This is a genomic window from Streptomyces corchorusii, assembly GCF_001514055.1.
Classification (GTDB): Bacteria; Actinomycetota; Actinomycetes; order Streptomycetales; family Streptomycetaceae; genus Streptomyces; species Streptomyces olivaceoviridis.
This window is the reverse complement of record NZ_KQ948352.1, coordinates 364,728-378,735: the sequence shown is the minus strand read 5'-3', so window position 1 is coordinate 378,735 and position 14,008 is coordinate 364,728. Positions and strand designations below refer to the sequence as shown.

The 14,008-nt window shown below is 74.7% G+C and carries 14 protein-coding genes; 8 read left to right on the top strand and 6 right to left on the bottom strand.

The window, feature by feature from the left end; genetic code table 11:
- The first annotated feature begins 67 nt into the window (after window positions 1–67).
- Window positions 68–931: a helix-turn-helix domain-containing protein gene (locus AQJ11_RS05895; RefSeq protein ID WP_086011675.1), complete on the top strand. Its 864-nt coding sequence runs from the start codon at window positions 68–70 to the stop codon at window positions 929–931.
- A gap of 169 nt (window positions 932–1,100) precedes the next feature.
- Window positions 1,101–1,574, top strand: a complete 474-nt coding sequence (locus AQJ11_RS05890) for a nitrate reductase molybdenum cofactor assembly chaperone (RefSeq protein WP_059262102.1) — start codon at window positions 1,101–1,103, stop codon at window positions 1,572–1,574.
- Between the two features lie 49 nt (window positions 1,575–1,623).
- On the opposite strand, the gene AQJ11_RS05885 is transcribed toward AQJ11_RS05890, so the two are convergent.
- The 3 genes from AQJ11_RS05885 to AQJ11_RS05875 form a co-directional block, all read right to left on the bottom strand.
- Window positions 1,624–2,049, bottom strand: coding sequence for an OsmC family protein (locus AQJ11_RS05885; RefSeq protein ID WP_014676038.1), 426 nt, complete (start codon window positions 2,047–2,049; stop codon window positions 1,624–1,626).
- Between the two features lie 171 nt (window positions 2,050–2,220).
- Window positions 2,221–4,368 (bottom strand): phage holin family protein, encoded by a 2,148-nt coding sequence (locus tag AQJ11_RS05880; protein WP_059262101.1) that lies wholly within the window; start codon window positions 4,366–4,368, stop codon window positions 2,221–2,223.
- Between the two features lie 148 nt (window positions 4,369–4,516).
- Window positions 4,517–4,948 (bottom strand): hypothetical protein, encoded by a 432-nt coding sequence (locus AQJ11_RS05875; protein ID WP_014676036.1) that lies wholly within the window; start codon window positions 4,946–4,948, stop codon window positions 4,517–4,519.
- Window positions 4,949–5,032: 84 nt separating this feature from the next.
- Here AQJ11_RS05875 and AQJ11_RS05870 point away from each other — a divergent pair, with 84 nt between their 5' ends.
- Together AQJ11_RS05870 and AQJ11_RS05865 are read left to right on the top strand one after the other, a co-directional pair.
- Window positions 5,033–5,806 (top strand): MBL fold metallo-hydrolase, encoded by a 774-nt coding sequence (locus AQJ11_RS05870; protein ID WP_058084139.1) that lies wholly within the window; start codon window positions 5,033–5,035, stop codon window positions 5,804–5,806.
- Window positions 5,803–6,423, top strand: a complete 621-nt coding sequence (locus AQJ11_RS05865; protein ID WP_058082722.1) for a DedA family protein — start codon at window positions 5,803–5,805, stop codon at window positions 6,421–6,423. Before AQJ11_RS05870 ends, AQJ11_RS05865 begins: the two co-directional genes overlap by 4 nt.
- 20 nt (window positions 6,424–6,443) lie before the next feature.
- On the opposite strand, the gene AQJ11_RS05860 is transcribed toward AQJ11_RS05865, so the two are convergent.
- The 3 genes from AQJ11_RS05860 to AQJ11_RS05850 all read right to left on the bottom strand — a co-directional run bounded on the left by AQJ11_RS05860 (window position 6,444) and on the right by AQJ11_RS05850 (window position 10,055).
- Entirely contained in the window at window positions 6,444–7,514 is a 1,071-nt protein-coding gene (locus AQJ11_RS05860) for an MBL fold metallo-hydrolase (RefSeq protein ID WP_059262100.1), read from the bottom strand.
- Window positions 7,511–8,770, bottom strand: coding sequence for an aminotransferase class I/II-fold pyridoxal phosphate-dependent enzyme (locus AQJ11_RS05855; protein ID WP_014676032.1), 1,260 nt, complete (start codon window positions 8,768–8,770; stop codon window positions 7,511–7,513). Before AQJ11_RS05855 ends, AQJ11_RS05860 begins: the two co-directional genes overlap by 4 nt.
- A gap of 268 nt (window positions 8,771–9,038) precedes the next feature.
- Window positions 9,039–10,055 (bottom strand): hypothetical protein, encoded by a 1,017-nt coding sequence (locus tag AQJ11_RS05850; protein ID WP_059262099.1) that lies wholly within the window; start codon window positions 10,053–10,055, stop codon window positions 9,039–9,041.
- A gap of 409 nt (window positions 10,056–10,464) precedes the next feature.
- Between AQJ11_RS05850 and AQJ11_RS05845 the strand changes: the two genes are divergently transcribed.
- The 4 genes from AQJ11_RS05845 to AQJ11_RS05830 all read left to right on the top strand — a co-directional run bounded on the left by AQJ11_RS05845 (window position 10,465) and on the right by AQJ11_RS05830 (window position 13,925).
- Window positions 10,465–12,261: a thiamine pyrophosphate-requiring protein gene (locus AQJ11_RS05845; RefSeq protein ID WP_014676030.1), complete on the top strand. Its 1,797-nt coding sequence runs from the start codon at window positions 10,465–10,467 to the stop codon at window positions 12,259–12,261.
- An 88-nt stretch (window positions 12,262–12,349) separates the two neighbouring features.
- A complete protein-coding gene (locus AQJ11_RS05840) occupies window positions 12,350–12,727 on the top strand; it encodes a DUF2795 domain-containing protein (protein WP_058082717.1) in 378 nt (125 codons plus the stop codon).
- Entirely contained in the window at window positions 12,724–13,377 is a 654-nt protein-coding gene (locus AQJ11_RS05835) for a hypothetical protein (protein WP_014676028.1), read from the top strand. Before AQJ11_RS05840 ends, AQJ11_RS05835 begins: the two co-directional genes overlap by 4 nt.
- 5 nt (window positions 13,378–13,382) lie before the next feature.
- On the top strand, window positions 13,383–13,925 hold the full coding sequence (locus AQJ11_RS05830; RefSeq protein ID WP_014676027.1) for a type 1 glutamine amidotransferase domain-containing protein: 543 nt from the start codon (window positions 13,383–13,385) through the stop codon (window positions 13,923–13,925).
- Window positions 13,926–14,008: the final 83 nt, after the last annotated feature.

Sequence of the window (14,008 nt, the reverse complement as noted above, 5' to 3'; positions counted from 1 at the left end):
TGTGCGAGGCGGCATCACGTGACAGACTGCTCCCCGCGTTGATCGGTGCGCAGGGGAGGGCGTGGCGGTGAGTGAGCGGCGGGCTGCGCCGACCGTGGGCCAGGTGGTGCTGGGCAAGCGGTTGCAGGAGCTGCGGGAGGCGGCGGGTCTGAGCCGTGAGGAGGCCGCCCGGGTCCTGCGGGTGGCGTCGGCGACCGTACGGCGGATGGAGATGGCCGAGGTCGCGTTGAAGATCCCCTACGTGCAGGTGCTGGTGACCACCTACGGGGTGCCCGAGGAGGAGGCCGACGCGTTCGTGCGGCTGGCCGAGGAGGCCAACCAGCCGGGCTGGTGGCAGCGGTTCCACGACGTGCTGCCGGACTGGTTCAGCCTGTACGTCAGCCTGGAGGGCGCCGCCCGGGTCATCCGCTCCTACGAACCGCACTTCGTGCCCGGTCTGCTCCAGACCGAGGAGTACGCGCGCGCGGTCATGGAGGCGGGGACGATCGGGCAGACCTCGCCGGAGACGGTCGAACGGCATGTCTCGCTGCGCATGGAGCGGCAGCGGCTGCTGGAGCGGGAGGACCCGCCCCACCTGTGGGTGATCATGGACGAGACGGTGCTCAGGCGTCCGGTGAGCATGCGGCCCGAGGTGCTGCGGGACCAGCTGGACCGGCTGCTGGAGTACGCCGGGCGGGACCGGGTCACGCTCCAGATCGCCGAGTTCTCGGCGGGCCCGCATCCGGGGACGTACGCGCCGTTCACGCTGTTCCGGTTCGCCGAGCCGGAGCTGCCGGACATGGTGTTCACCGAGTACCTGACGGGCGCCCTCTATCTGGACTCCCGTCAGGAGGTGGCCGCGCACCTGGAGGTGCTGGACCACATGACGGCCCGGGCCGCCTCCGCCCAGCGCACGCTGAAGCTGCTGCGGGAGCACCGCGAGAGCCTCTGAGCCCCGGGTGACCCGTAGGGGACCGCTGGTGCCGCTCCCGGTCCGGCGTGCCCCGTACGGGTCTGCGGACAGGTGCGTCCCCGGGGCCGCCCCTAGGTTCTGAGTAGTGCCCGAGGGGTGCGGCCCGGCGAAGCGGGCGGGCCCGTCCCGACGACGCGAAGGAGGCCCGATGCCCTCGGACGCGGTGCTCTACCAGGCGGCGGCCCTGTGCCTGACCTACCCGGACGACGACCTGGTCGCCCGGCTGCCGCTGCTGCGCGAGGCCGCCCCGCCGCTGCGGGCGTTCACCGACCACGCGGCCGTCACCCCGCGGCGGGAACTGGCCGCGCACTACGAGCAGGTCTTCGGCCCCGGGAACCGGCACGGCCTGTACCTGAGCCGGTGGCACGGGACGTCCCTGGCCCGCTTCCAGGACGTCTACCGACGGCACGGCCTGGAGTGCAGCGGCGAGGAACTGCCGGACTTCCTGCCGGCGGTGCTGGAGTTCACCGCGCGGACCGGCGACACCAGCCTGCTCACCGAGTACCGCGACGGCCTGGAGCGGCTGCGCGCGCGGCTGACCGACTACGGCACCCCGTACGCGGACGTCCTGGACGCGGTCTGCGCCACCCTGCCGGCCGCGCCCACCGGAACGCCCCCGTGACGCGCCCCGGCCGGGCGGCCGGGGCGCGGCGGCCCGGGTGGGGCGGGGGTCAGGCCAGCTCGGCCGTCAGGGTGATCGTCGTACCGGTCAGGGCCTGACTGACCGGGCAGTTCTTCTTGGCGTCCTCGGCGGCGGACCGGAAGCCGTCCGCGTCCAGGCCGGGCACCTCGCCGCGCACGGTGAGGTGGATGCCGGTGATGCCCTCGCCGGGCTGGAAGGTGACGTCGGCGTTGGTCTCCAGCCGGGTGGGCGGGGTGCCGGCGCCGGCCAGGGCGTGCGAGAGGGCCATGGAGAAGCAGCTGGAGTGGGCGGCGGCGATCAGCTCCTCGGGGCTGGTCTTGCCGTTCGCGTCCTGGGCGCGCGAGGCCCACGTGACCGGCTGCTGGCCGATGCCGGAGGAGTCGAAGGTGACGATGCCGTTGCCTTCGAGCAGGTTGCCTTCCCAGACGGTGTGCGCGGTGCGCGTGGTTGCCACGATGCTTCCTTTCGCGAGTGTCGCGGTACCGGGGTTCCCGGATGCCCCTATCCGATCACATCCGGGCTCGTCGCACTCCGCAGACCGGCCCACGGGGCGTGAACGGCGGGTGACGTCCCCACGGGACCGGACAGCGGTGTGAGGGCACGGCGGTGCGGGCGCGGCCGGATGTCAGGCGGCCCGCTCCTCGGCCACGTCCGGGGCGAGCGGCACCTGGGGCCCGTCCAGCTCGCTCAGCCAGCGGCGCAGCACACGGTGGATGTGCTCGGCGCCGGTCAGTTCCTCCCCGTCCCCGGCCGGTGCGGACAGCTCGTGCGGGGAGAGCAGGAACGGGTGGGACTGGGCACCGCCGAGCCCGCCGTGCGAGCCGATCTGTTCCTCGAAGGCGAGGACTTCGCCGTCGGCGGGGTCGTAGGCGGAGTTCACCATGATGTCGGCGGTGTGCGGGAAGGAGTGGGTGCGGCGGACGGCGTCGGCGGCGCCGGGGCCGAAGCGGGCCAGCGGGCCGGGCTCGTCGTCCAGCTCGGCCAGGGGGATCTCGGCACCGTAGGCGCCGAGGACGACGCCGTCGTGCTCCTCGCTGCGCACGAGGAGGAAGCCGACGCCGGGGTGGTTGGCGAGCGTGGTGAGCAGGGCGGGGTGGCGGGCGTCGATCTCTTCCTTGGTCATGCGGTGCGGGACGTCCGGGAAGGAGATGAGACCGAGGTTGCCGGAGGCCAGCACGATCGGCTCGGAGCGGCGGGAGGGGCGGTGGTGCTCGCCCTTCTCCTCCACCGGCCGGCGCAGGGCGGCGCGGACGGCCGCGCGGGCCTCGGCGCCGCTGCGGGTGCGCTGGGCCCGGCGCGGGACGTGCAGTCCGCAGCCGGCCCGGACCAGGTCGCCGAGGGTGAGGCCGTAGCGGGCGTGGAACGTTTCGCCGGGGCTCTGTCCGTGGTCGGAGAGGACGACGATCCGGTAGGGGCGCGGGGCGTGTTCGGCGACCCGTTCGAGGAGGGCGAGGGAGCGGTCGAGGCGTTGCAGGACCTTCTCGGCGTCGCGGCTGCGCGGGCCGGAGTGGTGGGCGACCTCGTCGTAGGCGACGAGGTCGGCGTAGACGACGGTGCGGCCGGCGAGCATGTCGCCCATGACCGCGGCGACGACGACGTCCCGTTCGACGACGGTGGCGAAGGCGCGGACGAACGGGTAGAGGCCGCCCCGGCCGACGCGCGGGCGCTGTCCCCGCAGACGGGCGCGGGTGGACTGGCCGATCTCGCGGCCCACCTCGGCGACGAACGACAGGGCGGTGCGGACGGCGCCCGCCGGGTCGCGGAAGTAGGCGAAGTACCCGGCGCGGGAACGGTTCGCCGGGCCGCGGCGGCGGGCGGCGATCGACAGGACGAGGGCCTGCTCGGCGGCGCCGCCGCTGAACAGGTTGCCCCGGCTGGCGCCGTCGACGGTGAGCAGTCCGCCGTCGCCCGTGTGCCGTATGGCCCGGCGTTGCAGTTCGGCGGCGCTCGTCGGCCGGTTGCAGACCATCACCTCGCCCCGGTCCTTCTCGTACCAGCGGAACGCCGGCACGTCGAAGGTGCTGCCGTGCAGGATGCCGAGCTGGCTGGCGCCGGTCTGGCTGGACCAGTCGGTGCGCCAGGGCGTGAGGCGGTGGGTGGGCCGGGCACGGCCGACCGTCGCCGGTTGGGTGCCGTCCGCCGGCGGTGTGCCCTCGCCCGCGCTCGCCGGCCCAACGCCGTCGCCGCCGGACAGCCAGCGGCCCACCGTCGGCATCAGCCCCTTGCGGACCGCGTCGACCAGGACGTCGTGGCCGACGCCGTCGAGCTGCACGCACAGCAGTCCGGGCGCGGTGGGGCAGGGCGGATGGTCCCGTCGGCCGCGGGTGGCGAGGCGGTGCAGGCGGCGCCGGTAGGCCTCGTCGTCGCGCACGGCGAGGGCCGCGCCGGTGGCGGACGCGACGGCGGACATCACGGCGGCCACGATGACGGCGGTCTCGGGCGCGGCCTCGCCGCGCCCGGAGGGGTTGATGCGCAGGGCGAGCAGCAGCAGGGAGCCGTTGAGGAAGAAGACCAGCAGGCCGAGGACGAGGGCGGGGACGAGCAGCAGCAAGCGCACCAGGAGCGGCCAGACCACGGCCGAGAGGATGCCGAAGGCGCCCGCACCGCAGGCGGCGGCCACGGCGATGCGGGTGGCGCTGTCACCGTCGGCGGACTGGAGCTGGAAGTCGGGCAGGATCGCGGCGAGGACCAGCATGGTGACCGTGGAGACCGCCCATACGGCGACGCTGCGCCCGACCTGACTGGCGATCCGTCGCCACCGCACCCCGCCCACGCCCCGCACACCTCGTGTCCCGGCCCTCCCCCACCCTGTGGCCGGGGGGCCTCCTCTCGCTTCACCGGCCCGATCGGGCCGGCTCCACCTTGTCACACGCGCGGCCGTCCGCCCTGGCGGGCCGCCGGAAACGGGGACCGGGACGGGGTCACCGTCCGTCGTAGCCGGCCGTCGGCATCGACAGCCGGCGGTGCACCCGGGCCTTCATCTGCGCGTCGTACGCCGGTTCGGCCCGACCCACCGTCTCCACGCGCACGCCCCGGCGCGCGCACTCGGCGGTGAACTCCTCCACCGACGACAGGGCCCGGCGCAGCACCCGGAGGCTGGGCGCGACGAACACGTCCACCCCGGGCCGCACCCCGTCCCAGAGCGCGCAGTGGTCGAAACGCAGTCCCCCGACGAGAAGTTCCCGGGCGACCACGTAGCCGTGCTCGGCGGCCCAGCGGGCGCACATCGCGTGCTGGCTGCGCGAGTCCACCAGGAAGGGGTCGGCCTCCAGCTCCTCCAGGGGTGTGAGGCTGGCGATGGCGGTGACCCGCACGGTCGTGAGCGCCCCGAAGGCACCCCGCGGCTGTCCCATGGCGTCCCCCTCACCTCCGGGTTTCGCCGCCGACCCTACTCCTGCCCGTAGGCTTCGGGGAGTCGCGTGAAGGAGGCGAAGAAGGTGCCGGTGGAGATCACGTGGTGGGGTCACGCCACCTGTGCGCTGGAGGATGCGAACGTACGCCTGCTGACCGACCCCCTGTTCGCCCGCCGGCTGGCGCACCTGCGGCGCCGCCGGGGTGCGGTGCCGCCCCCCGGGGCCCGCCGCGCGGACGCGGCGCTGGTCTCCCACCTGCACGCGGACCATCTGCACCTGCCGTCGCTGGCCTGCCTGGACCCGGGCACGCGCCTGCTCGTGCCCCGGGGCGCACCACGGGCGGTACCCGGTCTGCGCCGGCTGCGGCAGCTGCGGATCACCGAGGTGGTCCCCGGCGACGAGGTGCGGATCGGGGAGCTGCTGGTGCGTGTGGTGCCGGCGCTGCACGACGGGCGGCGGCTGCCGGTGGGTCCGCACCGCTCGCCCGCGCTGGGCTACGTCGTCGAAGGCGAGGCGCGGACGTACTTCGCCGGGGACACCGGGCTGTTCGACGACATGGCCGAGCGGGTGGGGCCGGTGGACGTGGCGCTGCTGCCGGTGGGCGGCTGGGGGCCGTACCTCGGGGAGGGACACCTGGACGCGGGCCGCGCGGCACGCGCGCTGGCCCGGCTGGCGCCGCGGATGGCGGTGCCGGTGCACTACGGGACGTACTGGCCGATCGGCATGGACGCGGTGCGCCCGCACGAGTTCCACGCGCCGGGCGACGAGTTCGTGCGGCTGGCGGCGGTGGCCGCGCCGGGGGTGGCGGTGCACAAGCTGGGGCACGGGGAGAGCGTGCGGCTGGAGGTCGCGCGGTGACATGGCTCGCCGACGCGTCGCGGGCGGTGGCGCCCGGGCCGGCGCAGCAAGTGATGGGCTATCCGTCGTTGTTCCTGCTGGTGCTGATCGGAGCGCTGTTGCCGGTCGTGCCGACGGGCGCGCTGGTGAGTTCCGCGGCGGTGGTGGCGTTCCATCAGACGATGCCGTTCCCGCTGGCGTTGGTGTTCGTGACGGCGTCGCTGGCCGCGTTCCTGGGGGACGCGGCGCTGTACTGGCTGGGGCGGCGCGGGATGCGGTCGAAGAACGGGTCGCGGTGGCTGGAGGCGATACGGTCGCGGGCGCCGGAGGAGCGGCTCGCGCAGGCGCGGGGGAAGCTGGCCGAGCACGGGGTGGCGGTGCTGGTGCTGTCCCGGCTGGTGCCGGCCGGGCGGATACCGGTGATGCTGGCCTGTCTGATGGCGGAGTGGCCGCTGAGGCGGTTCGCGCGGGGGAATCTGCCCGCCTGTCTCGCCTGGGCGGCCACCTACCAGGTGATCGGGATAGTGGGGGGTTCGCTGTTCGCCGAGCCGTGGGAGGGGGTCGTGGTGGCGGTGGTGCTGACCGTCGTCATCAGCGCGGCGCCCGGGGTGTGGCGGCGGGTCCGGGCTGCCGGGTGAGGGCGCGCCGGGGCGCCGCGTCAGTCCAGCACTCCTGAGCCGCCGACCGGAAGGTCCCACAGGTCCTCGCGCTCCAGCCCCGCCTTCTCCCAGGCCGTCCGCACTCTGGTGAGCGGCTCCAGGACCGGTTCCGCGGAGAGGGTGAACGTGGCCCAGTGCATGGGGGCCATGCGGCGGGCGCCGAGGTCGAGGGTGGCCTGTACCGCGTCCTCGGGGTCGCAGTGGACGTCGCTGAGCCACCAGCGGGGGTCGTAGGCGCCGATGGGCATCAAGGCGAGGTCGATGCCGGGGTAGCGGCGGCCGATGCGGGAGAACCAGTGGCCGTAACCGGTGTCGCCGGCGAAGTAGAGGCGCTGTCCGTCGGAGTCGGTCAGGACCCAGCCGCCCCACAGGCTGTGGCAGGTGTCGGTGAGGGTGCGCTTGGACCAGTGGTGGGCGGGGACGAAGTCGAAGCGGACTCCGGAGAGTTCGGCGCCCTCCCACCAGTCGAGTTCGGTGACGCGGGTGAAGCGGCGGCGCCGGAACCAGCGGCCGAGGCCGGCGGGCGCGAACACCGGGGTGTCGCGCGGGAGTCTGCGCAGGGTGGGGGCGTCCAGGTGGTCGTAGTGGTTGTGGCTGATGACGACGGCGTCGACGCGGGGCAGGCTCTCCCAGGGCACGCCGACGGGGGTGATGCGGGCCGGGGTGCCGAGGATGCGGCGGGACCAGACGGGGTCGGTGAGGACGGTCAGGCCGCCGATGCGGACGATCCAGCTGGCGTGTCCGGCCCAGGTGACGGCGAGGGTGCGGGTGTCGACGCGGGGCAGCGGGGCCGGTGCGTAGGGCAGACGGGGGATGTCGGCGAGACCTTCGGGTCCGGGGCGCACGGCGCCTTCGCGGGCGAAGCGGGCGAGGGCCTTCAGGCCGGGCAGCGGGGCGGTGAGCCGGTCGTGGAACGTGCGGGGCCAGACCCGCCGTTCGCCCAGCGGGCGGGGCTCGGCCAGGGGCGGGAAGGGGGGCGCGAGGGGGGCCGGCGTGCCGGGTTCGCCGGCTGCGACGGCCGTCGTCGTGACCGGGCCGGACTCATGCGTCTGCTGCGTCTGCTGCGTCATCGAGGATGCTCCCATCGCTGAGCGTCGTCGCGGAGATCGTCGAAGGCCGACCTCAAGGAGACCAACGCACGTTGCACGTGTGGCAGTTCCAACGGTTCGGGTGACGTGAGGCTTTCCGTGCGTTCCTCGTCCGTGGCGCCCAGCAGGGGCCCGGTGGCGAGCCGGACGCGCAGCGCCCCGAGGTCGTCGCCGAAGCGGTGGCCGCCGGGCGCGGGCATGCCGAGCCGTGCGGTGAGGAGGTCCTCCAGTTCCTGTGCGTCGCCGACGCCCTGGGCGGCGAGCGGTTCCCGCAGCGGGCCGAGATCGACGTACAGGTGCCGGCCGGCCTGCGGGGGCCGGGCGAGCGCGCCGGCGGCGACGACGGCGGCGTGCGCGGCGGCGGCCACGCGCGCGTGCAGCCGTACGGTGGCCTCGCGGCGTTCGATGACGGGCGGGGGCTCGTCCAGGGCGTAGCCGGCGACCGCCGCGACCGGTGCGGGGAGGCGGGCGCCGAGGGCGGTGAGGATGTCGAGCACGCGCGCGTGGAGGTGCCGTCCGCTGTCGGTGGCCGGGAAGCGGGCGACGGCGGCGGGCCAGCCGGGGGGCAGCAGGGCGCCGGCCAGGTCGGTGACGACGGTGACCTGGCCGGGCCACATCTCGGCGGGGCTGAGCAGGACGGTGTCGTGCGGGGCGTGCAGGGTGTCCCGCCAGGTCTCGTCGCTGACCAGGTGCAGGCCCTCGGCGGTGGCCGCCTCGACGGTCTCGTGCAGCAGTTCGGGCGGGGTGACGGTGGCGGTGGGGTCGTCGGCGACGGACAGCACCAGCAGCCGGGGGTCACCGCCCTCGGCGCGGACCCGGCGGACGGTCTCCAGCAGCGCGTACGGGTCGGGGACCCCGCCGCCCTCGGCCGGCGTCGGGACGTGGAAGGCGGGCCGGCCGAGGACGCGGGCGTACGGGGCCCACCAGGCGGGGCAGGGCCGGGGTACGAGGACATCGGCGCCGTCGCCGGCGAGCGCGGCGGTCAGGGCGAGCAGCAGGGTGGGGGCGCCGGGTCCGGCGGCCACCTGGTCGGGGACGCAGGGCAGTCCGCGCCGGGTCCAGTAGCCGCAGGCCGCCTCCAGCAGGGCGGGGGCGCCGCCGACGGGATGGGCGTCGGCGCGGCTCGCGGCGGCGGAGAGCACGGCGGACAGTTCGGGGAGCACGGGCAGGCCGTCGCCGGGGAGCGGCGGGCCGTAGCGGACGGGGCCGTGGCCTTCTTCGGGGTCCGTCCGCCGCATGTCCGCCTCCGCGCAGTCCGTGGTGCCGTCGTGCCGCCCGCTCCGGGCCGTGCTGTCCGCGTGGGCTGCCGTGCCGTCCGCGGGTGCCGTGCGGGTCTGCGACCTGTCCGGGCGGGTGTCCGTCTCGTCGTGCGTGTCGTGCCGTGTCCTGTGGTGCTCCGGGCCGGCTGTGCGGCGGGCGGTTCCGGTGAGGCCCCTGGGCGGTGCCCTCGGGAAGGTGTGTACCCGCCGGACGGCCCTCCATGGGCGGTGCCGGGAGTTGCCCGGATCACATCCCCGCGGCTTCGCCTCCCCGGAACCGCCGGTAGGAGAACAGCCGGTGGCCGAACAGCCGGTAGACGGCGCCCGCGCAGGCGGCGGCGATGAGGGCGGCGCCGGCGGCCAGTGCGGGGACCGAGTCGTCGAAGGTGCCGCCCCGTCCCGCGTCCACGCCGTGCTGGACGCCGGCGGGCGCGCAGGGGTCGGAGCCGCGGGACTCGCCACAGGTGCGGCCGTCCGAGCAGCCCCCCTCCCGGGGCTCCGGGCACCCGTGGTCGTCATGGCCGCAGGAGCCCGCCCCCGCACCGGCTCCCGCCTCCGCGCACTCCCGCCCGGAACCGTCCTGCCCGGCGGGGTCCTTGCCCGTGCCGGCGGCGTTGTCCTTGCCGGCCCCGGCGGAGTCCTTGCCCGTGCCCGCGGGGTCCTTGCCCGTGCTGTCCCGCCCGGCGGAGTCCTTCCCGGTGTTCTGCCATCCACCGCCGTCCTGCCCGGACCCGTCCCGCCCGGCACCCGTCCCGCCCCCGTCCTGGCCGCCGCCGTACGGCCCGGTCGCCTGTCCGGGCCCCACCTCGCCCGCGCCGGCCCGGCCCGCACCGTCCTGGCCGAAGCCGTCCTGGCCGGCGCCGTCCCACCCTTCGCCTGGCCCGGTCCCCGCGCCCGGGTCCCCGAGGCCGTCCAGTCCGGGCACGGCCCCCGTGCCCTCCCGCCCGGCGTTCTGCGGGCTGTCCTGACCGCACGGCGTGCCGTCCACGCAGGCCGTGACCGGCGCCGTGAGGGCCTCGCCGCCGCGGGTGACCGGGTGGCCGGTCAAGGGCGTGCCCGGGGCCCCGGAGGCGAAGGAGCAGGGTCCGTCGGCGAGGCCGGTGGCGACGGCCGGCGCGACCGGCACCGGTCCACCGACGGGGTCACAGGACGCGGGAGCCGTGCGGATGCCGGGGGCGGGGCCGGCGACGGCGGCCGGGCCGGTGAGGGCGAGCACGGCACCGGCGGCTAGGGCGGCGGACAGGGCGCGGGCGGTGCGGCGCATGGGAGGGGCTCCTCGGCGGACGACAGGCGGCGGACGGCAGGCAACGGGCAGCGGCGGCACGGCCGGGCGCCGGTGCGCGGTGCGCGGTGCGGCGTACACCGGCGTACCGGTCGCGTGCGGTGTGACCGTCGCACAGCGCGTCGGCGACACCGTGCGGTGCCCGGTGACGGAAGGACACGGGTCGTGCCCCCGCTGCCATGACAGCCCGCGTGCCGCCGTACCGCGCGCGGCCGGAGCCCATTCGCGGGACACCCGGGGCCGGCCGGGTGACAGTCCGGCCGACGGCACGCACAAGGCGCCCCGGAACCCGCCCCCGTACCCGCCCCCGGAGGTTTTCCGCCCCCCGCGCAGGTCACTCGGTATCCGCTGACCGGATCGTCCGCTTCGCACTGCACCGGGAGGTCTCTCCATGAGCACCAAGGTCTCGGACCACATCCTTGAGCGCCTGCGCGCCTGGGGGGTGGAACAGGTTTTCGGCTACCCGGGTGACGGCATCAACGGGCTGCTCGCCGCCTGGGGCCGCGCCGAGGACCAGCCGCGGTTCATCCAGTCCCGGCACGAGGAGATGTCCGCGTTCGAGGCGGTCGGGTACGCGAAGTTCAGCGGCCGGATCGGGGTCTGCGCGGCGACGTCGGGGCCGGGTGCCATCCATCTGCTCAACGGCCTGTACGACGCGAAGCTGGACCATGTGCCGGTGCTGGCGATCGTCGGGCAGACCAACCGGACGGCGATGGGCGGGTCGTACCAGCAGGAGGTCGACCTGCACACGCTGTACAAGGACGTCGCCTCGGAGTTCGTCGAGACGGTGACCGTGCCGGAGCAACTGCCGAACGTGCTGGACCGGGCGATCCGGACGGCGTACGCCCGGCGCTGCCCGACCGCGCTGATCATCCCGGCCGATGTGCAGGAGCTGGACTACTCGCCGCCGACGCACGAGTTCAAGATGGTGCCCTCCAGCCTGGGGATGAGCGACTACACGGCGACCCCGACGGACGAGGCGCTGCGCCGGGCCGCGGACGTGCTGAACGCGGGCGACAAGGTGGCGATCCTGATCGGGCAGGGCGCCGCGGGCGCGGTCGCGGAGGTCCAGGAGGTCGCCGAGATGCTCGGCGCGGGGGTGGCGAAGGCGCTGCTCGGCAAGGACGTGCTGAGCGACGAGCTGCCGTACGTCACCGGGCCGATCGGGCTGCTGGGCAGCCGGCCGTCGTACGAGATGATGCGGGACTGCGACACGCTGCTGACGGTCGGTTCGTCCTTCCCGTACACGCAGTTCATGCCGGACTTCGGCAAGGCGCGCGGGGTGCAGATCGACATCGACCCGCACATGATCGGGATGCGCTATCCGTACGAGGTGAACCTGGTCGGTGACGCCCGGGCCACGCTGCGGCGGCTGATCCCGATGCTGAAGGCGCAGGGGCGCGGGCGCGAGTGGTACGACACGGTGTGCGCGAACGTGAAGCGCTGGCACGAGACGATGGAGCGGCGGGCCGGGCTGTCGGCCGATCCGATCAACCCGGAGCACGTGGCCCGGGCGCTCGACCCGCTGCTGCCGGACAACGCGATCCTCACCGCGGACTCGGGGTCGGTCGCCAACTGGTACGCCCGGCACATCACGATGCGGCCGGGCATGCGCGGTTCGCTGTCCGGGACGCTGGCGACGATGGGCCCGGGGGTGCCGTACGCGATCGGCGCGAAGTTCGCGCACCCGGACCGGCCGGTGTTCGCTCTGGTCGGGGACGGGGCGATGCAGATGAACGGCCTGGCGGAGATGATCACGGCGGCGAAGTACCGGGACCGCTGGTCGGATCCGCGGCTCGTGGTGGCCGTGTGGAACAACCAGGACCTGAACCAGGTGACGTGGGAGATGCGGGCCATGGAGGGCGCCCCGTCGTTCCTGCCGTCGCAGTCGATCCCCGATGTGCAGTACGCGGCCTTCGCCCGGTCGCTCGGTCTGACCGGGATCCGGGTGGAGAAGCCGGAGGACGTGGAGGCGGGCTGGCGGGCCGCCCTGGAGGCGGACGGACCGGCGGTGGTCGAGTTCCTCACCGACCCCGCCGTACCGCCGATCCCGCCGCACGCCGGCTGGGAGCAGATGGAGGCCACGGCCGCGTCGATCCTCAAGGGCGACGCCGACCGGGGCTCGATGGTCAAGCAGGGGCTGAAGGCGAAGGTGCAGGAGTTCCTGCCGGGCCGGCAGAAGCACTAGGCCGAGCGGTGGCCGAGCGGCGCCGACCCTGTGTCGGACGTGCGGTACCGGGTACGCGGTGCGGACCTTCGACCCTCTGGAGGGAGACATGCAGCGAGGCAGTGACCGGCTGAGCGTCCACCGGGACGACGAGATGAAGCACGAACTGAAGGGGCTGCTCCGGTCCGGCCATCCCACACGCGTCGAGGAGTGGCACGACCCGGAGCCGGCCGCGGACGACGATCCGGAGGTGTGGAGCGGACCGGTGGGCGGTCTGGGCTCTCCGGCGTCGCTGGAGCGGACCCGGCTGGAGCTGGCCCGGCACCTGAGCCGGCACGCCTTTCCCGCGAAGCCGGGCGAGCTGGCCCGGGCGCTGCGCCGGAGCAACGCGCCCGGCGGGCTGGTCGACGCGGTGGCCGCGCTGCCGCACGGCAGCCGGTACGAGAACATGCAGCAGCTCGCCGAGGCCGTGGCGGGCGGCGCATGAGCCAGGACCAGGCGGCCGGCATCGCGCGCGGTGCCACGGCCGACGTGGGGGACGCCACCACGCGGTTCCTGCTGTACGGGCTGCTGCCCGGCTGGTTCGTGCCGGGGCTCGCCGACTGGGCGATGCACCGGCGGACCCGGATCGAGGACACGGCGGGGACGAAGGAGTCCCTGATCCATTCGTTGATGATGGCGGAGGTGGGCCTGCCCATCGCGCTCACCCTGCGCTACGAGGTCAATCCGCTGCTGCTGTCCGTGCAGCTCGGCGCGGCGGCGGTGCACGAGGCGACGGCGCTGTGGGACGTGCGGACCGCCGTCCACAGCGACCGTGAGGTCAAGCCCGTCGAGCAGCACATCCACAGTTTTCTGGAGTCGCTGCCGTTCGGCGGGCTGGTCTCGCTGATGTGCCTGCACGCCGATCAGGTGCGGTCGCTGCTGCGCGGGGGGCGCGGGGACCCGGACGCGTGGCGTCTGGTGCCGCGCCGGCGCCCGCTGTCGCCCGGCTACCTGGCGGGCATCGGTCTGCTGATCGGCGCGTGCGTGCTGCTGCCGTACGGCGAGGAGTTGGTGCGTTGCCGGCGGGCGGCCCGGGCGAGGAAGCGCCGGGCCCTGGCCCACCGGGCCACGCTGCGGAAAGTGAAAGGAAGCTGAGGATCATGCGTATCGCGTTTCTGGTGGCACCCGAGGGCGTCGAGCAGGTCGAGCTGACCGAGCCGTGGCAGGCAGCCTCCGGTGCCGGGCACCAGCCGGTGCTGGTGTCGACCCAGTCCGGGAAGATCCAGGCGTTCAACCACCTGGACAAGGCGGACACGTTCCCCGTGGACGAGGTGGTGGGTGAGGCGTCGGCCGGGTCGTTCGGCGGTCTCGTCCTGCCTGGCGGGGTGGCCAACCCGGACTTCCTGCGGATGGACGAGAAGGCCGTCGCGTTCGTGAAGGACTTCTTCGAGACGGGCCGTCCGGTCGCGGCGATCTGCCACGCGCCGTGGACGCTGGTGGAGGCGGACGTCGTACGCGGCCGGGTGCTGACCTCCTGGCCGAGTCTGCGCACGGACATCCAGAACGCCGGCGGCACCTGGGTGGACGAGCAGGTGAAGATCTGCGACCACGGCTCCAACCAGCTGGTGACCAGCCGCAAGCCGGACGACCTGAAGGCGTTCTGCGACGCGTTCCTGCACGTGTTCGCCGGCGAGGCCGGCTGACCGGACGCGTGGGATGAGGGGGCCGGCCCGGCAGGGGCCGGCCCTTTCGTGTGGGCGCCTCGTCGGGTGAGGGGTGCCGTCCC